The organism is Brevundimonas goettingensis, assembly GCF_017487405.1.
In the GTDB taxonomy this organism is placed as follows: domain Bacteria; phylum Pseudomonadota; class Alphaproteobacteria; order Caulobacterales; family Caulobacteraceae; genus Brevundimonas; species Brevundimonas goettingensis.
Window position 1 is genome coordinate 1,410,304 of the sequence record NZ_CP062222.1, and the last position, 22,047, is coordinate 1,432,350.

Genomic DNA, 22,047 nt, shown 5'->3' on the forward strand with positions numbered 1-22,047 from the left:
CCTCAGATCGACATATCAGGCCGCGATGGCCAGTCCGCTGACGATGGTCTCCGCGATCCGCCGAATCTCCGCATCGACGGCCAGGGCCGCGTCGCAGGCGTCTTCAGACGTGAAATCCATCCCCGAGCGTGTCGCTCGATCGAGGGTTTCGGCGACGACTGCGGCAATATTGAGAAAGGCCAGCCTACGGTCAAGAAACGCATAGGCGGCGACCTCATTGGCGGCGTTGAACACCGTCGGGGCCGAACCGCCTGCCGTCAGGGCCTCGCGGGCCAGTTTCAGGGCCGGGAACCGTTCGTAATCCGGCGCCTCGAACGTCAGCCTGCCCAGGGCGGCCAGGTCCAGCTTGGGCGCCGGCCAGGCCAGCCGGTGCGGCCAGGCCAGGGCGCAGGCGATCGGCGTCTTCATGTCCGGCGGCCCCATCTGGGCCAGGGTCGAGCCGTCCACGTATTCGACCATCGAATGGATCACCGATTCGGGATGGACCACGACGTCGATCTTTTCCACCGGCATAGCGAACAGATAGGCGGCCTCGATGGTCTCGAGACCCTTGTTGGCCATGGTGGCGCTGTCGACCGAAATCTTGGCGCCCATCGACCAATTGGGGTGGGCCACGGCCTGTTCGGGCGTCATCCGCGCCATATCGGCCAGCGATGTCTTGCGGAACGGCCCGCCGGACGCCGTCAGGACCAGCTTCTCGACGCGCTCCGGCGCCTCGGCCGGAAACACCTGGAAGATAGCGGAATGCTCGGAATCGACCGGGATCAGGGTTCCGCCGCTCCGGGCTATGCGCTCGATCAGGCGCGGGCCGCAGCAGACCAGGCTTTCCTTGTTGGCGAGGGCGAGCGTCGCCCCCGTACCCGCCGCCGCCCAGGTCGAGCGCAGCCCGGCCGCACCGACGATCGAGGCCATGATCCAGTCGGCCGGACGCGTCGCCGCCTCGACGACCGCCTGATCCCCCGCCGCGATCTCGATCTCCAGCCCCGACAGGGCGTCGCGCAGCTCGCCCAGCCGCGCCTCGTCGGCGATCACCACCTGTTTCGGCTTCCAGCGTCGGGCCTGTTCGGCCAACCGGGCGACATTGCCGCCGCCGGTCAGGACCTCGACCTCGAAGGCGCCGGTTCCGGCCGCCTCGGCCTGATCCATCAGGTCCAGCGTCGAACAGCCGACCGAGCCGGTCGACCCCAGCACGCTGACACGACGCCGTATCACGCGGCCCGCTCCAGAAGGATCACCAGCCAGCGGCCCAGGGCCACCACCACGACCGCGAACATCAGGCCGTCGACCCGGTCCATCAGCCCGCCGTGCCCGGGGATCAGATTGCCTGCGTCCTTGACCCCGAAGCGCCGCTTCAAGCCCGATTCCCAAAGGTCGCCCGCCATGGTCGCCAGCGCCGCCGCCAGACCCAGAACCGCGCCCCATAAGATGTTCAGCCGGCCCATCTCAAGCCAATGCGCCATCCCGGCGCCGGCGATCATCCCCGCCGCCAGCCCGCCGATGAAGCCGGACCAGGTCTTGTTGGGCGAAAAGCGGGGCCACAATTTCGGCCCGCCCACGGCGCTGCCGACCAGATAGGCCAGGATGTCCGAGGCCCAGGCCACGGCGAAGACCAGAACCGTCCAGTTCAGCCCTATCGGCGAATGGTCGTCCCTCAGCCAGATCAGCAGAACCGCCGGCCAGCCCAGATAGAGGACGCCATAGGCCGCGTTCAACGCCTCCTGCCCCCGGCTGCGCGCGAATACGCCCGCGGCCCCGGCTCCGAAGACCAGCAGCACAAGGGCCAGCGACAGCTGCCCGACATGGGCCGTCACGACCGCCGCGAAGAGGCCCAGGGCCACCGCCCCGGTCATCATCCGCCAGGCGCCGGGCGCGCTCATCATCGCCCATTCGACGGCCAGCAGGGCGCAGGCGATCAGGATCAGGGCAAGGAACCACACGCCCCCGGCCCAGGTGGCCAGAACGGCGGCGGGCGCCAGCACGACGGCTGACGCGGCGCGAATGCCTATGTCCCCAACCTTGAGCGCCATCAGCCCGTCGCGAGCGCCGGTTGCGGCATCAGTCCGCCGAAACGGCGATCCCGGTTGCGGTATTGCTCGACTGCCTCGCCCAGCGGGCCGGCGCCGTAGTCGGGCCAGAGCACGTTCTGGAACACCATTTCCGCGTAGGCGGCTTCCCACAGCAGGAAGTTCGACAGCCGCTGCTCGCCCGAGGTGCGCACGATCAGATCGACGGGCGGTCCCCCCGCGGTCGAAAGGCCGGCGCTCAGGGCCGCCTCGTCCAGCGGCCCCGTGGCCTCCCCGGCCAGGATCTTGTCGATATGGCGCTGGGCGGCGTCGACGATGTCGGCCTGACCGCCGTAGTTGAAGGCGACCTGCAGCAGGAAGCGGCTGTTGTGGGCCGTCTGGGCCTCGGCCCGGTCCACGATGGCGGCGATGTCGGCCGGCAGCCCCGTCCGACGGCCCAGAACCCGCACCCGCACGCCTTCGCGCGCCAGACGGTTCAGGTCGCTGGCCACATAGGACCGCACCAGACCCATCAGGTCCGACACTTCCTCGGCCGGCCGGCGCCAGTTCTCGGTCGAGAAGCCGAACACGGTCAGGCATTCCACCCCGAAAGACGGCGCGGCCTGGACGGTGCGTTTCAGGGCCTGGACCCCCTCGCGGTGGCCCATGGCGCGGGGAAGGCCCCGGGCCTGCGCCCAGCGACCGTTACCATCCATGATGAGCGCGACATGCTTGGGGCCTTCAGCGGCTCCGGGCAGACCGGCGGTGGGTGCCGTCATTTCATTTGCGTCCTGGCAGGGTCTGAGGCGGACCTCAGACCTGCATGATCTCAACTTCCTTGGTCTTCAAGGTCTCGTCGATGCGTTTGATGGCGGCGTCGGTGTCCTTCTGGACCTCGGTCTCCAACTTCTTCTGGTCGTCCTGGCTGATGTCGCCCGCCTTCTCGGCCTTCTTCAGGTCGTCGTTGGCGTCGCGGCGCACGTTGCGCACGGCGATCTTCTGCTGCTCGGCGTATTTGGCGGCCAGCTTGGCCAGGTCCTTGCGGCGCTCTTCGGTCAGGGGCGGCACGGGAATGCGCAGGGTCTGGCCGTCCACGACGGGGTTCAGGCCCAGGCCGGCGGCGCGGATGGCCTTCTCGACCGGTCCGACCATCGACTTGTCCCAGACGCTGACCGAGATCAGCCGGGGCTCGGGCACGCTGATCGCGGCGACGGCGTTGAGCGGCGAGTTCGAGCCATAGGCCTGGACCGAGACCGGATCCAGCAGACCGGCGTGGGCGCGACCGGTGCGCAGGCCGCTGTATTCTTCCTTCAGCGAGGACACGGCCTTGTCCATGCGCTCGCGATAGGTGTTCAGATCTGGCTTGGCCATGATGGTCTCCTCGAGTCTCTTGTAGTCAGACGGCCCATATAGTCAGGCAGACGGGGCGTTGTCGCTGATCACCGTAAAGGCGCCCTCGCCGCGCAGCACGCGGTGGAACGCGCCCTCCTCGCGGATCGAGAAGACGACGATCGGAATGCCGCTGTCGCGCATCAGGGCCACGGCCGAGGCGTCCATGACACGCAGGTCCTGCGCCAGCACCTGCTGATAGGTCAGGGTGTCGTAACGGGTGGCCTTCGGGTCCTTCTTGGGATCGGCCGTATAGACCCCGTCCACGCTGGTGCCCTTCAGCAGGGCGTCGCAGCCCATTTCGGCTGCGCGCAGGGCGGCGCCCGAGTCGGTCGTGAAGAACGGCGCGCCGACGCCGGCGGCGAAGATCACCACCCGGCCCTTTTCGAGATGACGCAGGGCGCGGCGGCGGATGTAGGGCTCGGCGACGGCCGGCATGGTCAGGGCGCTCTGCACCCGGGTCTGCACGCCGATCTTCTCCAGCGCCGCCTGCATGGCCAGGGCGTTCATGACCGTGGCCAGCATGCCCATCTGGTCGGCGGTGGCGCGGTCCATGTCTCCGGCCGCCTTGGACAGACCGCGGAAGATGTTGCCGCCGCCGATCACCAGGCAGATCTCGATGCCTTCGCTGGCGACCGAGCCGACGGCCCGGGCCACCTCGGCGACCGTCTTCATGTCGATGCCGTAGGGCTGGTCGCCCATCAGCACCTCGCCCGACACCTTCAGCAGCACCCGTTTGTATTTCGGGGCGTGGTCGACGTCGGACATGGGAAAGCTCTTTCGCGAGGGGCGGCGCGGATTCGGGACAGCGCCTTATAGACGAAGGGCGCCCCTCGCTTCAAAGCCTTATGGATACGATCTTTTCAGGATCGTTTCAGTTCGGGGCCGGATAGGCGAACGGGTCGCTGGGCGTCGGCAGGGTCGGCAGCGGCATGCGCGGCAGGGGCTCGTCGCTGTTGGCCGCGCTCAGCAGGATGCTGGCCAGCACCACGGCCGCCTGACGCAGATCATCCGCCTTCAGATGGTCATAGGTGTCGGCCGAGGTGTGGTGGATGCGGCTGTTGTAGTCCAGCGGGTCCTGAATGAACTGGAAGCCCGGAACGCCCACGGTCTGCATATAGACGTGGTCGGTGCCGCCCGACGGACGCAGGCCCACGGTCGTCACCCCCATGCTCTCGAACGGCTTCAGCCACTTCTCCAGGATCGGAGCGGCCGCGATATTGCCCTCGGCGTTGATGCCGCGGATCTTGCCCGAGCCGTTGTCGATGTTGAAATAGGCGACCAGGTCCGAATAGCCGGGACGCGGCTGGATCGGCCAGCGGGCGCGCCAGGTGCGGTTGTTGGTCAGGTTGGCGAAGGCCGGATCGCTCAGCGGCGCCCGCGTCGCCAGATGCTGGTCCACATAGGCCAGCGAGCCCCACAGTCCCTGCTCTTCCCCGCTCCACAGGGCGAAGCGGATGGTGCGCTTGGGCTTGACGTTCATCGCCTTCAGGATGCGCGCCGCCTCCATGATCACCGCGCTGCCGGCGGCGTTGTCCGAGGCGCCGTCGCCCGCGACCCAGCTGTCCAGGTGGGCGCCGGCCATGACGTATTCGCCGCCGCGGGCCGAACCCGGGATGTCGGCGATGATGTTGTAGGCGTTGACGTCGGTGTCGTCGTACTGGACCTCGCTCATCAGCTCCAGGGTCGGCGCCGTGCCGCTCAGGGCCAGACGGGCCAGACGGCGATAGTCCTCGGCCGCCAGCTCCATGCCGGGCACGGTCGGGGTCTGGCCGACGCGATAGCCCGAGCCGGTGCCGTGCAGCAGGTCGCCGTCACGCGCCGACATCCGCACCAGGGCGATCGCGCCCTCGGCCTTCAGGAAGGCGTCCAGCTTGCCGGCGAAGTCGGCCTGCGGGCTGCGCAGACCGCGCTCGGCGGCCGCCGGGTCGTTGCGCGGCTGGGAGAAGCTCGTCCGATCGGCCAGCTGGGCGTCGGTCCAGCGCAGGAAGGGCGCCGTGTCCGGCTCCGAGCCCGTATCCGGGGTCGAGATCATCACGATCTTGCCCTGCAGCTTGCCTTTCCAGGCGTCGAACTGGCCGGCGTTGGCGATCGGCGCGACCACCACGGGGCCGCTGATCGTTCCGCCGGTGCCCGGCGTCCAGGCGATCGGGATGGCGTGCAGGTCGAGCGGGCGGGGTTCGATCATCCGTGCGCTCGAGCGCACGATCGACCAGCCGCGGCCGAACTCGAAGCCCTCGGCGTGGACGTTCGACAGGCCCCAGTCGCGGAACTGCTGCTGGGTCCAGCCCTCGGCCTGGCGCATCGCAGGCGAGTTGGTCAGCCGACCGCCGATGACGTCGGTCAGATGCTGGGCCGTCTGCATCACCTGCGAGTGGTTCATGCCCTGGTCGACGATGCCGTTGACGGCGTTCAGATCGACCTCCTGCGCCAGCGAAGGCGTGGCGACAAACAAGGCGGCGGCGGAAACGGCGGCAAGCAGACGTGACATGAAGAACGGCCCCAACTTCGATCCAGACTCAAATGAGGCCCTTCTGTGCCCGGAACCGTCACGGTTCGCAAACCCGCCCCGTTCCAAAGTGATGTCCGGAAACGCAAAAGGGGCCGGCGATCGCTCGCCGGCCCCTTCCGTGTCTTGAATGACGAGAGGGCTTAACCCTGCATCATCGAGGCGACTTCGGCGGCGAAGTCCGGGCCTTCGACCTTCTCGACGCCTTCACCCAGGGCCAGACGGACGAAACCGGCCAGCTTCAGGTTGGACGAGCCCAGTTCCTTGCCCGAGTTGGCGACCAGCTGTTCGATGGTCACATCCGGGTCCATGACGAACGGCTGCTTGGACAGCACCACGTCCTTCTGGAACTTGTTGATCTGGCCTTCCACGATCTTGTCGATCATGTTTTCCGGCTTGCCTTCTTCCTTGGCCTTTTCGGTCAGAACGGCGCGTTCCTTCTCGATGGCGGCGGGGTCCAGGTCGTCGGTGTTCAGCGACAGCGGCGCCGTGGCGGCGACGTGCATGGCGATCTTGCGGCCCAGCTCACGCAGGGCGGCCTTGTCGCCTTCGCCTTCCAGGGCGACCAGAACGCCGATGCGGCCCAGGCCCGGCGAGACGGCGTTGTGGACGTAGGAGGCGACGACGCCTTCCGACACGGCCAGACGCGCGGCGCGACGCAGCTGCATGTTCTCGCCGATGGTGGCGATCATCTGGGTCACTTCGTCCTGGACGGACTTGCCGTTTTCCAGAACCGCGCCGTGCAGGTCCTCGACCGAACCGTGCTCCAGGCCGTGAACGGCGAACTGGTTGGCGGCGTTCTGGAACAGCTCGTTGCGGGCGACGAAGTCGGTTTCCGAGTTGAACTCGATGGCGGCGCCGATTTCGCCCTTGCCTTCATCGCGCGTGGCGACGGCGACCAGGCCTTCAGCAGCGACGCGGTCGGCCTTCTTGGCGGCCTTGGACAGGCCCTTGGCGCGCAGCCAGTCGATCGCGGCGTTGATGTCGCCGTCGGTTTCCTGGAGGGCCTTTTTGCAGTCCATCATGCCCACGCCGGACTTGGCGCGCAGTTCCATGACGAGGGCGGCGGTGATCTCAGCCATTGTATAGCTCCTGGTATCGATGGGTATTCGTAATGCGATAGCGGCCGGGCGTGGTTAGCCCGGCCGCATGTCAGTTTGACCGTCGGAAGAAAGCCGGGTGCGGCTTAGACCGCGGCTTGCTCGGTTTCGACGGCGTCGTTGGCGTCCGAAGTGGCGTCCTGGGCTTCACCCGAGGCGACCAGCAGTTCGTCGGCGACGGCTTCCGTGCCGGCCGGGGCGGCGTCAGCGGCGACCGGAGCCGAGGCTTCGGCCAGCATCGGCTCGACCGGGTTTTCCGAAGCGCCCAGGTCGACGCCCGAGTTCGAGGCGCCGGCGGCCAGGCCGTCCAGGACGGCGTCGGCGATCAGGTCGCAGTAGGTCTGGATGGCGCGGGCGGCGTCGTCGTTGCCGGGCACCGGATAGGTGATGCCGTCCGGATCCGAGTTGGTGTCCAGGATGGCGATGACCGGGATGTTCAGCTTGCGGGCTTCCAGGATCGCGATCGCTTCCTTGTTGGTGTCGATCACGAACATGATGTCCGGGATGGAGCCCATGTCCTTGATGCCGCCGAGGGACAGTTCCAGCTTGTCCTTCTCGCGACCCAGGGTCACCAGTTCCTTCTTGACCCGGCCTTCGCCGCCGCGGTCCATGATGCCTTCCAGCTCGCGCAGGCGGGCGATCGAGCCCGACACGGTGCGCCAGTTGGTCAGGGTGCCGCCGAGCCAGCGGTGATTCACATAGTACTGGGCGCAGCGCTTGGCGGCTTCAGCCACCGGGTCCGAGGCCTGGCGCTTGGTGCCGACGAACAGGACGCGGCCGCCCTTCGCGGCGACGTCGCGCACGGCCACCAGAGCCTGGTGGAACAGGGGCATCGTCTGCGACAGGTCGATGATGTGGATGTTCGAGCGCGCGCCGAAGATGTAGCGATCCATCTTCGGGTTCCAGCGGTGCGTCTGGTGACCGAAGTGAGCGCCGGCTTCGAGCAGGGTGCGCATGGAGAATTCAGGCAGAGCCATCTTTGGAAGTCCTTTTTCCGATTATTCCGCCGCAGACGGGTAAAAGGAGGCGGTTGCCTCCCTCGGAACGGCCCGGACCGGGATGTCTCCCCGACCCACGCCACGCCTGCGTGTGAAGTGGGCGCGGATGTAGTGGGGTTGGACGGAAAAGGCAAGCGGGGGTGTGAACACCTGACTTCCGCTCATCCCCGCGACGGCGGGGACCCAGTTCTTTGAGCCAGATGGGGGACCCAGCCCTTTGAGCCAGATGCATGTGACCCGAAGGCCCCAAATCTTCCGTCGCGGTCACCCCACTTAGCCAGTTTAAACCAGGCCCCGGCGCTGGACGGCCGGACGGCCTTCCTCCAGCAGATTGCGGGGTAGCAGCCACTGCAGGGACGACCTTGTCCGGCGTCCGCATGCTCCATGCATTCATGCACGTTAGAACAATCTAAACACGTATGCCGCGAGATTGCTTCGGCCACACTCTCCCGGAGCGTCACTTGTTCCTTATCGCCACTATCGCTATCGCAACCTGTGTTCCGGCAGGAATGACCATGCCGGGAACCGACATCCCGGTAGTGCGCGTCACAGGCGCCGCGATTCTGGATGGAACCAGCGCGGCTGACGCCGAGCAGCGCCATCGGCGCTTCTTCAGCTTGATGGATAGAGACAAGGATGACGTCATCTCAGGCGAAGAAGTGCCCGTCGGGACAGCCGGAAATGGTTCCGACCCCTTCGCGCCTACCCGCAGCAGCACAAGCCAGTGGATGAATGCGGTCGATCAGAACAAAGACAATCGCGTCGATTGGAAAGAGTTTAGCGAGCACTTCCTTCCTCTCGCCGCGATTGGCCGTTGTCAGAGAGGGATCACGGATTGACGATGATCTCGCCTTCACGACAGTCGTAGGCGACCAGAACATACTCGCATTGGTAGGAGCCACCTTCTCCAAACGTACAGCGCGGTTCGTACCGGTAGTCGCAGACCCACCCCGATGGAGAAGCTGCTGACATATGCGGGACGAGAGCGGCGCTGACTGCGATGGCCGCAGCGACAAGAACACGATTAATTTTCAAGGTTTCTACCCCCGGGAACGTGCGGCGATTCTGCACGAATAAAGTGTGTGCTCGTCCTAGGGGTGTAGCAAGGCTATTTATTAACCTTTCGTTGAACTTGATCGCTTCGCCGGAGGATGTTGAAGCCGTTGAGGGGCATCGCAATGCCCTTCTAGGCGCTCCAAAATCACAGTCTTTGACCAGTTCCCATTCAGCCCCTGACGGTCGCAGGGCGCATCGTCCCTAGGCTCTTTTTCGGGCGGATTTCGACCGTCTCGCGCAAGGCTGTGCCGCCCCGATGCCGGCGACACCGTCGATATCACAGCCTGAGCCTTCAGCGACTTCCAGTTCGCATCCCCGGGCTGAGAAAGCCGCCCGCATTCAAAGGCCTGCGGCGCTCGCGCCGCGATCGGTTAGGCGCCGGTCCTGGAGGTGTTAGACTGCGCCCGACCTCCCGCCTCCGGTCTTTGACATCCCCGAACCCAATGCACCCCCTTGCACTCCGAGTGCAAGAACATCACCGGTTATGCATCCTTTGAATTCCGCACCTTGCGGGCCAATCCTGCGCCCCGACCTTCACGATTGCACTTTTTGCACCCGCCGTTTTTTTCGAGTGCAATCCGGCGCGTCGCCAGCCTGACGAAAGCGTAACTACCCCTCCTCCCCAACGCCGGTTACCCAAGGCGCGTCCTGTCCCGGAGCCGGCCTTGCACCCTGTTTTTTCCGTCCCCGCCCGTTTTCCGACCGTCGCTGTTTCCGCCGCCATCGCCGCCCTCAGCCTCGGCGCGGGCCTGACCGCCCTGCCCGCCTCGGCCCAGACCCCGGCCTTCCAGACCGCTCCTGACGCCGCCGCCTTCCGGGAGGACGCCCTGTCGATCCAGCCCCTGATCGACGCCCAGTACGCCTACCTCGACCGCTTCCCCGGCGGGGTCATGCCGATGACGCCCCAGCTCCGGGCCGAGGCCGAGGCCGTCTCCGACAACCGGTCCCTGCTCCGCTACGCCGAGCACGCCCTGACGGCGCTCGCCGACCACCACGCCATCACCGGCCGGTCGTTCAGCGACGACTGGGCCATCGTGCCGACCTATGGCGACCTGTGGATCGAGACCTCCGGGTCCAACTACTTCGTCACCGCCGTCCGCGCCGGCTCTCCGGCCGAGGCCGCCGGCGTCCGGCCCGGCGACCGCCTGACCGCCGTCGGCGACGCTCCGACCGCCGACGCCGTCGCCGCCTTCTGGAGCCCTCTGGGCCTGACCGCCGAGGGCGAGCGCGCGCCCTATGCCGCCCGCGTCCTCGCCGCCGGCCGCCGCGACCGGCCCCGCGACCTGACCTTCTCGGGGCCCGCCGGGACCCGCCGCCTGACCCTGCCGAACCTCTATGTCGGGGCCGCCGACCGTCCGCCGCTGGACGTCCGGACCGACCGCGACGCCCTCGTCATCCGGTTCAACGACAGCCTGGGTCAGAACGGGACGGTCGCCGCCTTCGACGCCGCCATGACCACAGCCCAGCCGGGCCAGCCCGTCGTCATCGACCTGACCGATACCCCCAGCGGCGGCAACACCGTCGTCGCCCGCGCGGTCATGGGCTGGTTCGTCAGCGCCGCGACCGGCTATCAGGTCCACAACCTGCCCTCCGAGGAACGCGAGACCGGCATACCCCGCCAGTGGGTCGAACAGGTCCTGCCCCGCCCCGGCAAGCATCATGACGGCCCCGTCTCGGTGCGGGTCAGCCGCTGGACCGGCAGTATGGGCGAAGGCCTCGCCATCGGCTTCGACGCGCTCGGCGCGCGGGTCACGGGCGGTCCCATGGCGGGCCTGCGCGGCGCCGTCTCGGACCTGATCCTGCCCCGTTCGGGCCTGACGCTGAAGCTCCCGACCGAGCGGCTCTACACCGTCTCCGGCACGCCCCGCGAGGCCTTCGTCCCCGCCCCCTGAGCCCTCCAGACGCAAGAAGGGCGGCCCTTGCAGGACCGCCCCTCCGCTCTCTCCCCAGAGACCTGTCAGCGATGCCCGAGGGTCAGTGCATCGCGTCCAGGAGGGCCTTCGCCCGGTCACGGTGCATGGTGACCTTGGGGATGATCTCCTTGGCCAGCGCCGCCAGGGCCGGGGCCTCGGTGTTGTCGGCGAAGCCGTTCAGCAGGGTCAGGGCCTCGTCATGGGCCGCCGCCTGCTGGGTCAGGAAGACCTTGTCGAAGTCGGCCGCCGAAGCCGCCTTGAGGTTGTCGATCAGCCCCTGACGACGCTCGTCCAGCGCCGTCGGCAGGGCCACGGTCGGCGCCGCCGTCGGGGCCAGGGCCTTCAGCTTGGCCGAGGACGCCGTGTGGTCGGTCGTGATCATGGCCGCCAGCGCCTTGACGTCGGCGTTGTCGGACTTGGAGTAGGCGATCTTCGCCGCTTCCAGCTCGTACATATCGGAGACGGCCAGGCCGTTGACGAAGCCGCCGACGGTGTTGGCGCCCAGGGTGGCCGCCGAGGTCTGGCCGACCGCGGTCGAGGTCGCGTCCTGGGCCGCGTTGACGGCGGCGCCGGCGTCATCGGCGGTCTTGTCCGTCTGCTGCTGGCTGCAGGCCGCGAGAAGGGCGGCGACGGCGGCGGCGGCGAGGACGGGTTTGGCGAAGTTACGGATCATGGGGTCTCCCTTGGTTGCCGGGGAGAACCGCTGCGGGCGCCGTTCGTTCCCTTGTCCGCGACCGGACAGGGATGGATCGGGATCAGTTCGCCGGCAGGCTGTACTCGAGGTCGTAGCGATGCTCGCCGCCCTCGATGGTCAGGTGGAAGACCCCCGTGATCCCCGCCAGTCCGTCCGTGCCCGAGCCCGGAACGATGGTGATCAGCAGGTCCTGCGCGCCCTGGTCCATCAGGCCCCGGTGGACCAGGGCAAAGGTCCCCTCGCGCCCTTCCAGGGTCCCGGTCACGCGTTCCATGGCCACATAGGCCCCGGAGTTCCCGCCGGCCATGGTCGCCAGCATCTCGCCCACGCCCGTCCCGGTCAGGCCGCCGTGAAAGGTCTTCTTCAGCGTCATCCGGCCCGGCGCGTCCGGCGCGGCGTCCGGCGCACGCTGGACCGGGGTGATGCTGACGTCGAAGGTCCCCAGCGCGTGGCGGGTCTCGGCTGCAGCGGTCATGGAGGCTCCTGTCGTGGCGGGTTGGCCGGTCACGGCCGTCACCGGCGCGGTTGCGATGAGGGGCGCGGCCCCGGACACGGCGGTCACGGACGCGGCGGCTCCCGCCTCCGAGGCCAGCATCAGCACGGCGGCGAGGACGGCCCCGAACATCACGCGTCCTCCAGCATCAGCACGCCCGGCGCGGACTTGAGCGCCCCGCGCAGGGCGGCGTCCATGCGGTAGCGGCCCGGCAGTCTCAGCTCGACCTCGCGCCGCCCGTCCAGCGAGGCGACCAGGGTGATCTCCCCGCCCTTGGCGCCCTTCGAGGCCTGCTGCGACCGCTCCAGCCGCGCTCGGATCGCCTCGGCGTCCGTGCCTCGCGCCGAGACATGGACCCGCATGCCCGCGGTCGACTCGTCGATCAGGGTGTCAAGCCTGGAGGCGTCGTCGCCGAAGAACCGCACCTCCCCGTCCGAGGACTTGGCCCGGATCCGCACCAGCACCGAGGCCCCGACCTCCAGCACCTCGCGGCACTTGCGCAGCTGCTCGGGCGGGAACAGGCATTCGAACTCGCCCGTCGGGTCCGAGAAGTTGACGAAGGCGAACTTCTCTCCCGTGCGGGCGCTGGCCCGCTCCTGCCGTCGGCGCACGACCCCGGCCATCATGAAGGCCTCATGGCCGCTCTCGGCCAGGGCCGTGGCCTCGGCGACGAAGGTGACGCGCTTGCGCTTGAGCGCCGGGATCATGTCTTCCAACGGGTGGCCGGACAGATAGAAGCCGACGGCCGACAGCTCGTGATCCAGCTGCTCCGGCCCGATCCACGGCTCGACGCTCTTGAGGCGCGGGCGGGCCGCGGCGGCCTGATCGGCGCCGAACAGCGACACCTGCGACGAGGTCCGGTCGGCGGCGACGCTCTGGCAATAGGCCATCAGGACGTCGGCCTGTTCCAGCAGCTGACGCCGGTTCGGGTGGATGCTGTCGAAGGCGCCGGCCTTGGCCAGGCCTTCCAGCGCCCGCTTGTTGACCGCGCGCGGATCGACCCGCTCGAGGAAGTCGAAGATGTCGGTGAAGCGGCCGCCGGTCTCGCGCACCTCGACCAGATGCTTCATCGCCTCCAGACCCACGTTGCGGATCGCGCCGAGGGCGTAAAGCACGGACCCCTTGCCGTCTTCCCAGGCCACGTCGAAGTCAGCCGAGGACCGGTTCACATCGGGCGCCAGGACCGGCACCTCGAACTTGCGGGCGTCCTGGTAGAAGACCGCCAGCTTGTCGGTGTTGGACAGATCGAGCGACATGGAGGCGGCGAAGAACTCGACCGGGGCGTTCGCCTTCAGCCAGCCCGTCTGATAGCTGATCAGGGCGTAGGCGGCGGCGTGGGACTTGTTGAAGCCGTAGCCCGCGAACTTGGCCACCAGCTCGAAGATGCTGTCCGACTGCTGCTCCGGCACGGACTTCTCGGACGCACCCTTGATGAAGCGCGCCTTCTGGAAGTCCATCTCCTCCTTCTTCTTCTTGCCCATGGCGCGGCGCAGAAGGTCGGCTTCGCCGAGCGAGTAGCCCGCCAGGATCTGGGCGATCTTCATCACCTGCTCCTGGTAGATGATGACGCCGTAGGTCTCGGTCAGGACCTCCTTGAGGGAGGGGTGCAGATAGTCGACCTCGGCCCGGCCGAACTTGCGGTCGATGTAGGTGTCGATCATCTCCATCGGCCCCGGCCGATAGAGGGAGATCAGGGCGGTGATCTCCTCGATGGAGCCGCAGCGCATCTTGCGCAGGGTGTCGCGCATGCCCTGGGACTCGAGCTGGAACACCCCGACCGTCTGGCCCGAGGCCATCAACTCATAGGTGGTCTTGTCGTCGAGCGGCAGCTGGTTCCAGATCGGCGCCGCGCCGCGCCGCGACAGATAGCCGTGGGCGCGGTCCAGCGTGGTCAGGGTCTTCAGGCCGAGGAAGTCGAACTTGACCAGACCCGCCGGCTCGACCCACTTCATGTTGAACTGGCTGGCCGGGATGGTGGAGCGCGGGTCCTGATAGAGGGGCACCAGCTCGACCAGGGGCCGGTCGCCGATGACGATGCCGGCGGCGTGGGTCGAGGCGTTGCGGTAGAGGCCTTCCAGCTCCAGCGCCGTCTCCAGCAGGTTCTTCACCGCCGGTTCGGCGTCGCGCGCCTCCTTAAGGCGCGGCTCCAGATCGATGGCCTGGGCCAGGGTCACCGGATTGGCCGGGTTGTTGGGCACCATCTTGCAGAGGCGGTCGACCTGGCCCAGCGGCATCTGCAGCACCCGGCCGACGTCGCGCAGCACGGCCCGCGCCTGCAGGGTGCCGAAGGTGATGATCTGGGCCACCCGGTCCTTGCCGTAATGGGCCTGGACGTAGTCGATGACCTCTTCCCGACGCTCCTGACAGAAGTCGATGTCGAAGTCGGGCATGGAGACCCGTTCGGGGTTCAGGAAGCGCTCGAACAGCAGGCCGAACCGCAAGGGATCGAGATCGGTGATGGTCAGGGCCCAGGCGACCAGCGACCCGGCCCCGGAGCCCCGCCCCGGCCCGACGGGGATCGAGTGGTCCTTGGCCCATTTGATGAAGTCCGAGACGATCAGGAAGTAGCCCGGGAAGCCCATCTGCTGAATGATCCCGACCTCCCATTCGAGACGGGCCCAGTACTCTTCCTCCGGCACCGCGGCCGTGACCTCGGTCAGGCGGACCTTCAGCCCCTCGCGCGCCTGGTGAGCCAGTTCGTCGGCCTCGGAGCGGCCCGCCCCGGTGTCGAAACGGGGCAGGATCGGCGCATGGGTCTTCACCAGGAAGGCGCAGCGGCGGGCGATGTCGATGGTGTTGTCGCAGGCCTCGGGCAGGTCGGCGAACAGCTCGCGCATGGCTTCGGCCGACTTGAACCAGTGCTGGTCGGTGATCCGGCGCCGGTCTTCCTGACCGGTGAAGGCGCCGTCGGCGATGCACAGCAGGGCGTCGTGCGACTTCGCCTGGGCCTGTTTGGCGTAATAGACGTCATTGGTGGCCACGAGGGGCACGTCATTGGCATAGGCCCACTGGACCAGCCCCTGTTCCCCCTGCCCCTCGTGCGGCAGGCCGTGGCGCTGCAGCTCGACATAGAAGCGGTCGCCGAAGACCCGGGCCATCTCGGTCAGAGCCGCATCGCCCTCGGCGGTCTTGTTCTGGACGTAGAGGGGATCGACCGGGCCGTCGGGGCCGCCCGACAGCAGGATCAGCCCTTCGGAGTGGGCGACGATCTTCTCCCACGGCACGCCGGGCTCGTTGTCGCCCGCATCGAGATAGGCGGAGGACGACAGGGCCGCTAGATTGCCCCAGCCCGTGGTGTCCTGACAGATCAGGACCACGGTCGGGACCTTGGCCCAGCGCTCGCCCGCCCGGCCGCCGATGCCGGTCACCGGCAGGGCGCAGGCGATCAGGGGTTGAACCCCGGCGCCCTTGGCCGCTTCCGAGAACTCCAGCGCGCCGAACAGATTGGCGCGGTCCGCCACCCCCACCGCCGGCATCCCCGCATCCGCCGCCAACTTGGGGATCTTGCCCGCCTTGATCGCGCCTTCCAGCAGCGAATAGGCCGAGCGGACCCTCAGATGGACGAAACCCGTGGTGGAGACTGCTTCGGTGATGGCCTGATCCTCGTCGGCAGGCCGGAAGCGACTCATGACGCCAGCAGGGCCGCCTGCCAGACCATCCAGACAAAGCCGCCGCACGATGCAAGCGACAGCATATCTCTGACCAACCGCGACATAGGCTTATCCCCAGACTGTGTGTTCCGGGTATGTTCTATGTTCCGTTTCCGTTCTCGTCAACAGCTGTTCGATAAGCCGGGACAGAACAAGGGACGACGCGTAAGGCTGGCCGCTGACGCCCCGACCCGCCTTCCCGGCGGCAGGCGTTTCGGAGAGCGATCATGGCCAAGGGTCAGGTGCGCAGCAACAAGGAAGTCCGCAAGCCCAAGGCGGAAAAGCCCAAACCGGCCGTCGTCGTGGGAACCTCCCCCTTCACCCAGATCCCGGGCAAGAAGTAGCGGCCATGGGGGCGGTCGCGGCCGCCCTCCCCCAACCCGGCCTCACCCGACCTAGCCCTTGTCGCGCAGCAGCCGCGCCTTGTCCCTTTGCCAGTCCCGTTCGGCGGATGTCTCGCGCTTGTCGTGCAGCTTCTTGCCCTTGGCGAGGGCGATCTCGAGCTTGGCCTTGCCGTCGTCGTTCAGATAGAGCCGGATCGGGATGATGGTCTGGCCGTCCTTCTGGACAGCGCCGATCAGCTTGTCGATCTGCTTGCGGTGCAGAAGCAGCTTCCGCGGCCGGCGCGGCTCGTGGTTGAAGCGGTTGGCCTGGACGTAGGGCGGGATGTCGGCGTTGATCAGGACGATCTCGCGCCCCTCCACCGCCGCATAGCTCTCGGCGATATTGGCCCGGCCCATGCGCAGGGCCTTGATCTCGGTGCCGAGCAGCATGATGCCGGCCTCGACATTGTCCTCCAGGAAGTAGTCGAACTTCGCCCGACGGTTCTCGGCGATGACCTTGGCCGTCGAGATCGGCTCCTTGTCCTTCTTCGGCGCCATCAGCTCACGCCAGCGGCAAGCAGGGCCGCGTCGATGGCCGGCTTGACCGCGTCATGGGTCGGAACCAGCGGCAGGCGCATCTCTTCCGAGCAGAGGCCCAGCTTCGCCAAAGCATACTTGGCCGGGGCCGGCGAGGCGTCGAGGAACAGGGCCTTGTGCAGGCCGATCAGCCGGTCCTGCCAGACGCGGGCGGTGGCGTAGTCGCCGGCCATGACGGCGTTGTAGAGGGCGACCATGCCCTCGGGCGCGACATTGGCGGTCACCGAGATCAGGCCGACGCCGCCGTGGGCCATATAGCCGAGGAAGCTGGGGTCATCGCCCGAGATCAGGTCGAACTGCGTCTCCAGCGAGAGGATGTTCGCGTGCATCCAGCTGGCGCGGCTCATGTCGCCGGTGGCGTCCTTGATGGCGACGATGTTCGGGTGGGCGGCCAGGCGCGCGACGCTTTCGTTCGACAGGTCCACCCCCGTGCGGCCCGGGACGTTGTAGATGATCTGCGGCAGCTGGACCGCCTCGGCGACCGCCTCGAAATGGGCGATCAGACCGGCCTGCGACGGCCGGTTGTAGTAGGGGGTGACCACGAGCGAACCGTCGCAGCCGCAGGCCTTGCCGTGGGCGGCCAGGTCGATCGATTCGTAGGTGGCGGGTGAGCCGGCGCCCGCGATGACCTTGATCCGGCCCGCCGCGACACGCACGCACAGGGCGGTCACGCGCTTGTGTTCCTCGATCGTCAGGCCGCCGCCCTCGCCTGTCGTGCCCACGGCGACGACGCCGTGCACGCCTGCGGCGATCTGGCGCTCGACGAGCTGTTCCAAAGCGGCTTCGTCCACGTTTCCGTCACGAAGTGGTGTGATCAGGGCGGTGATCACGCCCTTGAACAAGGGTGCGGTCATAGGAACTACTCTACCTGCGTGGGAAAGGGGCGACGCGCGCCCGGATCAAGCGGTAGAGGGTAGGTTGCCGGCTTGGCCGCTGCAACCGGGTTGAATGGGGTTTGTTCGAACGATGATAGCGACCACCCTGGCCGCGGCTCTTGCGATCCTCGCGCCGCTTCCCTCCGGCCTGCCTCAGACGACGTCGGAACTGAACACCGGACCCCAGCCTTACTCGGAGGTCGTGGGGACGCCGAACCCGACCAACCAGCCGCGTGTGCTGAGCCCCTCCGACGGCGCCGCCTTCCGCGAAGGCCTGGCCGCGGCCCGCGCCCGCAACGTCATCGCCACCCAGGACGCCATCGCCCGGATCAACGACCAGACGGCGAGGAAGATCGTCGAATGGGCCCTGGTCGACACTTCGGCGACCCAGCTGTCCTACGACCAGCTGTCGCGCGACCAGCGGGTGCTCGCAGGCTGGCCCCGGGCCGAAGGACGCCGCGCCGCGGGAGAGATCGCCCTGGACCGCGCCGGGCTCCAGCCTAACGACGTCCTCGCCTTCTTCGGCGACAGCAAGCCGACGACCGTCCAGGGCGCCATCGCCCTGACCTGGGCGCTGCAGCAGACCGGCCGCACCGACGACGCCCGCCGGCTGATCGCCGACTGGTGGCGGACCCAGTCGTTCGACGACGCCAACCAGAGCCGTATCCTGGGCCAGTGGAGCAACTGGCTGACCCCGGCCGACCACGAAGCGCGGCTGAACATGCTGCTGTCGGGGCCGCACGGCCCGGCGACGCGGTCGATGCTGAACCTCGTCTCGCCCGAGCGCGCGACCATCGCCAATGCGGTCATGGCCCTGCGCACAGCCTACAGCCCCGACGCCATCGTCGCGGGCCTGAGCACCAGCCAGGCGCTGGATCCGAATGTGGTGCTGGAGCGGGTCCGCATCCTGCGCGGCGCCAGCCGCGAGCGCGAAGGCTATGAGCTGCTGCGCTATCTGCCGCCCGCACCGCTGCATTCCGACGGCCAGTCGACCCTGTGGAGCGAGCGCCGCAACTACTATCTCGACGCCCTGCAGGACCGGAGCTGGCAGGCGGCCTATGACGCCATGGCCGGCCACGGCTTCGCCGGCGGCGACCGCAAGGTGGACGCAGAGTTCTTCGCGGGCTGGGTGGCCCTGACCAAGCTGAACGACCCGGCCCGGGCGGCGCGGCATTTCGAGACCCTGCGCAATGTCTCCTCGACCCCGATCACGCAAGGGCGCGCCCTCTACTGGCTTGGCCGCGCGGCCGAGGCGCAAGGCGACCGAAACGGCGCCCAGCAGTGGTACCGGGCCGGCGCGACCCATATCCAGACCTTCTACGGCCAACTGGCCGCCGAGAAGGCCGGCTATACGACCCTGACCCTGCCGGCCGACCCCGCCGTCTCCTCCGCCGACGTGGCGCGGTTCGAGGGCAATGAGGTGGTCCGGGCGATGCGCATCCTCGGCGAGACGGGCGAGATGAGCCTGTTCCGGGTGTTCGCCTACCACCTGGACGACACCGTTCCCGGCGCGACCGACCTGGCCCAGCTGATGGACCTGTCGCGCGCCTATGGCGACGGCTTCGGGGCGATGATGGTCGGCCGCGCGGCCAGCCAGCGCGGCATCCTGATGCCCGAGCGGATGTACCCGATCCGCATCCCGCCGCAGGTCGGTGGCGCCGCGCCACTCGAGTTCACCCTGGCCATCACCCGTCAGGAATCCAGCTTCGACCCGCGCGCCCGCTCCGGCGCCGATGCGCGCGGCATGATGCAGTTCCTGCCCGCCACCGCCTCAGGCGTCGCCCGGCGTCTGGGCATGGGCTATTCGGCCGAGCGGCTGTGGGACGCGGACTACAATATGACGCTCGGCAGCTATCACCTGGGCGAGCTGATGAACAACTACGGCGGCTCGATGCTGATGACGACGGTCGGCTACAATGCCGGTCCGGCCCGGCCGCCGCAGTGGGTGGCCCGTTGCGGCGATCCGCGCACCGGTCCCGACGCCGCCATCGACTATATCGAGTGCGCCCCCTTCACCGAGACGCGCAACTATATGATGCGGGTGATGGAGAATATGTCGGTCTACAAGGCCCGGCTGAACGGCGGTTCCGCGCCCCTGACCCTGTCGTCGGACATCTCGCGCGGCGCAGTCCCAGGACCGAGACCCTACGCGCCCTGACGCCTGATCAGGGCTTGATCAGGCCCTCGAGCAGGGCGTCGATCATGGTCCGGGTCAGCAGGTCGCGCTCGACCCAGCCGAAATAGGGTTTGGTGATCACCAGGGACACGACACCGTGCGCCCCGGCCCAGAAGACCTGGCCCGCCAGCTTGGCGTTGTCGACGCGCAGGCGATCGGCGGCGATCAGCTGGGCCAGCAGGTCCTCGAAGGTGCGAAACAGCTCGGCGCCCATCTGCTGGGCCGCCGACTGGGCCCCGTGACGGGCCTCGACCGGCCGGGTCAGATAGACCAGCCGATAGGCGTTCGGATTGGTGAAGCCGAAGCGCACATAGGCCTCCAGCATGTGGCGCAGCTTGACCTCGGCGGGCTCGTCGACCGCGGTGATGGCCCGGTTCTCGCAGATCAGCTTTTCGAAGGCCTCTCGGCAGATCTCATGCAGGATCTCGCCCTTCTCGGAGAAGTGCATGTAAAGGGCCGTGGAGGACAGTCCGACCTCGTCGGCGATCTTGCGGATCGTGGCGCCCTCATAGCCGTGCTCGACGAAGATCCGCTCGGCGGCGGCCAGGATTTCGGCGCGCCGGACGTGGCCCTCGCCCTTGGGCTTTCGGGCCGAGCGGCCGGTGGCTTCCGAAGGGGCGATGCTGGCGGTCGGCGCGTCGGACAAGGACGAAACTCCACGAACGGGCAGATTGAATAGCCCCATTCGCCAGCGGGCGGCAATCACCTCTCAGTGTGGGTTGATTCGGACGCAACCCCAAGTTAACCATTTCAAATGACGGGGGGCGGACCAGAACGGGCCGTAGGGGGCTGTTCCCCTTGCGAGAGCGCGGTCTGGAGAGGCGTCAGCGTCTTTCAGGCCCTGTCGCTGGCACTTCTTCTGGTTGTCACCCTCGGCGCCCTGTTCGTCTGGAAGGCGGCCGCGACGGGCTGGCTGATCCTCGGCGTCCAGATGGGCTTCGTGGCCTTGGCGGTCTGGCGGATCGCGAGCATCCTGATCAGTCGCGACGCCGTCCCCGCACCGCCATCGGAGATGATACGGCCGAAGGGCGGCTGGCCGCGGTACACGATGCTGATCGCCCTGCATGATGAGGCAGAGGTGGTCGGCCAGTTGATCACGCGGCTGGCGAAGATCGATTATCCGCCCGACAGGCTGGAAGCCCTGCTGCTGCTCGAGGCCCATGACGGGGCCACGATCGCCGCGGCGGCGCAGGCCGACCGACCGCACTGGATGCGCATCGTGGTCGTGCCGCCGGGCGCGCCGCAGACCAAGCCGCGCGCCCTGAATTTCGGCCTCGCCCAGGCCCGGGGCGGGCTGGTGACCATCTATGACGCCGAGGACGATCCCGATCCCTTCCAGCTGCGCGAGGCCGCCGCCCGTTTCGCTGCGGACACCCCGCGTCGCCTCGCCTGCCTCCAGGCGCCGCTGCGCATCCGGCGGCGGGGCTGCGATCACGCCGCACCGTTTCTGGACCGGCAGTTCGCGGTCGAGTACGCGAGCCTGTTCGAGGTCGCCCTGCCCGCCCTGGCCCGGCTGGGCCTGCCCTTCCCGCTGGGCGGGACCAGCAACCACTTCCGCGCCGATGTGCTGAGGGCCGTGGGCGGCTGGGACGCCTGGAACGTCACCGAGGACGCCGATCTGGGCTTTCGGCTGTGGCGCGGCGGCTGGACGCTGGGCGTCCTCTCCCGGCCCACCTATGAGACCCCTCCGGGCGACCTGGAGCTATGGCTGCCGCAGCGGACCCGCTGGCTGAAGGGCTATATGCAGACCTGGGGCGTCCATACCCGCAGCCTGGCCGGACTGGGTCTCCGGGGTGCGGCGGCCCTCACCCTGACACTGGGCGTCGGCCTGGCCTCGGCGGCGATCCATGCCGCAACCCTGGCCTGGGTGATGACGGCGATGCTGGTCGCCGCGACCGCCGGCCTGTCGCCCGGGACGCCCGTCTTCGGCCTTTGCGTCCTGGTCCTGGGCGCCGCCGCGGCCTGGCTGCAGGGCAAGATCGGGGCGATGCGCGCCCATGTGCCCTATTCCGCCACCGACATGATGGCCGCGCCCGCCTACTGGTCCCTGCTCAGCCTGGCCTTTGTTCACGCCGCCTGGCGGCTGGTCCGCGAGCCCTTCGCCTGGGACAAGACCACCCATTTCCGCGACGGGGAGCCGGAGGGAAAGTCGGAGCTGGAAGAGGCGCTCATCAAGGTCGATGCTGGACGACAAGCGGCATGACGCCCCGGATTTGAAGTGAGAGCATGATTCACGCTTCAGACTGACCCGCGAAGCGGTTCCGTCCAAAC

At 68.0% G+C, this 22,047-nt stretch carries 19 protein-coding genes; 5 read left to right on the top strand and 14 right to left on the bottom strand.

Translation table 11 applies throughout. The features are described from left to right. Positions 1-15 precede the first annotated feature (15 nt). From dxr to rpsB, 8 genes are all read right to left on the bottom strand, one after another. Positions 16-1,212 carry a 1-deoxy-D-xylulose-5-phosphate reductoisomerase gene (gene dxr, locus IFJ75_RS06995; RefSeq protein ID WP_207931883.1) on the bottom strand — a complete coding sequence of 399 codons (1,197 nt, stop codon included), beginning with the start codon at positions 1,210-1,212 and terminating at the stop codon, positions 16-18. Next, complete coding sequence (locus IFJ75_RS07000; RefSeq protein ID WP_207931884.1) at positions 1,209-2,027, bottom strand: phosphatidate cytidylyltransferase; 819 nt, start codon at positions 2,025-2,027, stop codon at positions 1,209-1,211. Before IFJ75_RS07000 ends, dxr begins: the two co-directional genes overlap by 4 nt. After that, positions 2,027-2,782: a polyprenyl diphosphate synthase gene (gene uppS / locus IFJ75_RS07005; RefSeq protein WP_207931885.1), complete on the bottom strand. Its 756-nt coding sequence runs from the start codon at positions 2,780-2,782 to the stop codon at positions 2,027-2,029. The genes IFJ75_RS07000 and uppS overlap by 1 nt, the downstream gene beginning before the upstream one ends. A gap of 34 nt (positions 2,783-2,816) precedes the next feature. After that, entirely contained in the window at positions 2,817-3,374 is a 558-nt protein-coding gene (gene frr, locus IFJ75_RS07010) for a ribosome recycling factor (RefSeq protein ID WP_207931886.1), read from the bottom strand. A 42-nt stretch (positions 3,375-3,416) separates the two neighbouring features. Further along, positions 3,417-4,160, bottom strand: coding sequence for a UMP kinase (gene pyrH / locus IFJ75_RS07015; protein WP_207931887.1), 744 nt, complete (start codon positions 4,158-4,160; stop codon positions 3,417-3,419). A 106-nt stretch (positions 4,161-4,266) separates the two neighbouring features. After that, positions 4,267-5,883 (bottom strand): M20/M25/M40 family metallo-hydrolase, encoded by a 1,617-nt coding sequence (locus IFJ75_RS07020; protein WP_207931888.1) that lies wholly within the window; start codon positions 5,881-5,883, stop codon positions 4,267-4,269. Positions 5,884-6,044: 161 nt separating this feature from the next. Then, a complete protein-coding gene (gene tsf, locus IFJ75_RS07025; protein ID WP_207931889.1) occupies positions 6,045-6,983 on the bottom strand; it encodes a translation elongation factor Ts in 939 nt (312 codons plus the stop codon). A 104-nt stretch (positions 6,984-7,087) separates the two neighbouring features. Next, a complete protein-coding gene (gene rpsB / locus IFJ75_RS07030; protein WP_207931890.1) occupies positions 7,088-7,978 on the bottom strand; it encodes a 30S ribosomal protein S2 in 891 nt (296 codons plus the stop codon). 482 nt (positions 7,979-8,460) lie between these two features. On the opposite strand from rpsB, the gene IFJ75_RS07035 reads away from it, so the two are divergent. After that, positions 8,461-8,838: an EF-hand domain-containing protein gene (locus tag IFJ75_RS07035; protein WP_207931891.1), complete on the top strand. Its 378-nt coding sequence runs from the start codon at positions 8,461-8,463 to the stop codon at positions 8,836-8,838. 882 nt (positions 8,839-9,720) lie between these two features. Beyond that, positions 9,721-10,947 carry a S41 family peptidase gene (locus IFJ75_RS07040; protein WP_225897035.1) on the top strand — a complete coding sequence of 409 codons (1,227 nt, stop codon included), beginning with the start codon at positions 9,721-9,723 and terminating at the stop codon, positions 10,945-10,947. 82 nt (positions 10,948-11,029) lie between these two features. Here the strand turns inward: IFJ75_RS07040 and IFJ75_RS07045 are convergent, their stop codons facing one another. The 3 genes from IFJ75_RS07045 to dnaE all read right to left on the bottom strand — a co-directional run bounded on the left by IFJ75_RS07045 (position 11,030) and on the right by dnaE (position 15,784). Then, complete coding sequence (locus IFJ75_RS07045; protein ID WP_207931892.1) at positions 11,030-11,641, bottom strand: DUF4142 domain-containing protein; 612 nt, start codon at positions 11,639-11,641, stop codon at positions 11,030-11,032. 82 nt (positions 11,642-11,723) lie between these two features. After that, positions 11,724-12,287 (bottom strand): DUF3224 domain-containing protein, encoded by a 564-nt coding sequence (locus IFJ75_RS07050; protein WP_225897036.1) that lies wholly within the window; start codon positions 12,285-12,287, stop codon positions 11,724-11,726. Beyond that, positions 12,287-15,784: a DNA polymerase III subunit alpha gene (gene dnaE, locus IFJ75_RS07055; protein ID WP_207931893.1), complete on the bottom strand. Its 3,498-nt coding sequence runs from the start codon at positions 15,782-15,784 to the stop codon at positions 12,287-12,289. Before dnaE ends, IFJ75_RS07050 begins: the two co-directional genes overlap by 1 nt. A gap of 248 nt (positions 15,785-16,032) precedes the next feature. Here dnaE and IFJ75_RS19665 point away from each other — a divergent pair, with 248 nt between their 5' ends. Continuing rightward, positions 16,033-16,149 carry a hypothetical protein gene (locus IFJ75_RS19665; protein WP_225897037.1) on the top strand — a complete coding sequence of 39 codons (117 nt, stop codon included), beginning with the start codon at positions 16,033-16,035 and terminating at the stop codon, positions 16,147-16,149. A gap of 51 nt (positions 16,150-16,200) precedes the next feature. On the opposite strand, the gene smpB is transcribed toward IFJ75_RS19665, so the two are convergent. Together smpB and dapA are read right to left on the bottom strand one after the other, a co-directional pair. Beyond that, a complete protein-coding gene (smpB, locus tag IFJ75_RS07060; RefSeq protein WP_207931894.1) occupies positions 16,201-16,686 on the bottom strand; it encodes an SsrA-binding protein SmpB in 486 nt (161 codons plus the stop codon). Next, complete coding sequence (gene dapA, locus IFJ75_RS07065) at positions 16,686-17,579, bottom strand: 4-hydroxy-tetrahydrodipicolinate synthase (RefSeq protein ID WP_207931895.1); 894 nt, start codon at positions 17,577-17,579, stop codon at positions 16,686-16,688. The genes smpB and dapA overlap by 1 nt, the downstream gene beginning before the upstream one ends. A 112-nt stretch (positions 17,580-17,691) precedes the next feature. Between dapA and IFJ75_RS07070 the strand changes: the two genes are divergently transcribed. After that, on the top strand, positions 17,692-19,758 hold the full coding sequence (locus IFJ75_RS07070; protein WP_207931896.1) for a lytic transglycosylase domain-containing protein: 2,067 nt from the start codon (positions 17,692-17,694) through the stop codon (positions 19,756-19,758). Between the two features lie 7 nt (positions 19,759-19,765). Here IFJ75_RS07070 and IFJ75_RS07075 read toward each other — a convergent pair whose 3' ends face one another. Further along, a complete protein-coding gene (locus IFJ75_RS07075) occupies positions 19,766-20,422 on the bottom strand; it encodes a TetR/AcrR family transcriptional regulator (RefSeq protein WP_225897038.1) in 657 nt (218 codons plus the stop codon). A gap of 108 nt (positions 20,423-20,530) precedes the next feature. Here IFJ75_RS07075 and IFJ75_RS07080 point away from each other — a divergent pair, with 108 nt between their 5' ends. Beyond that, positions 20,531-21,979 (top strand): glycosyltransferase family 2 protein, encoded by a 1,449-nt coding sequence (locus IFJ75_RS07080; protein ID WP_207931897.1) that lies wholly within the window; start codon positions 20,531-20,533, stop codon positions 21,977-21,979. Positions 21,980-22,047 lie beyond the last annotated feature (68 nt).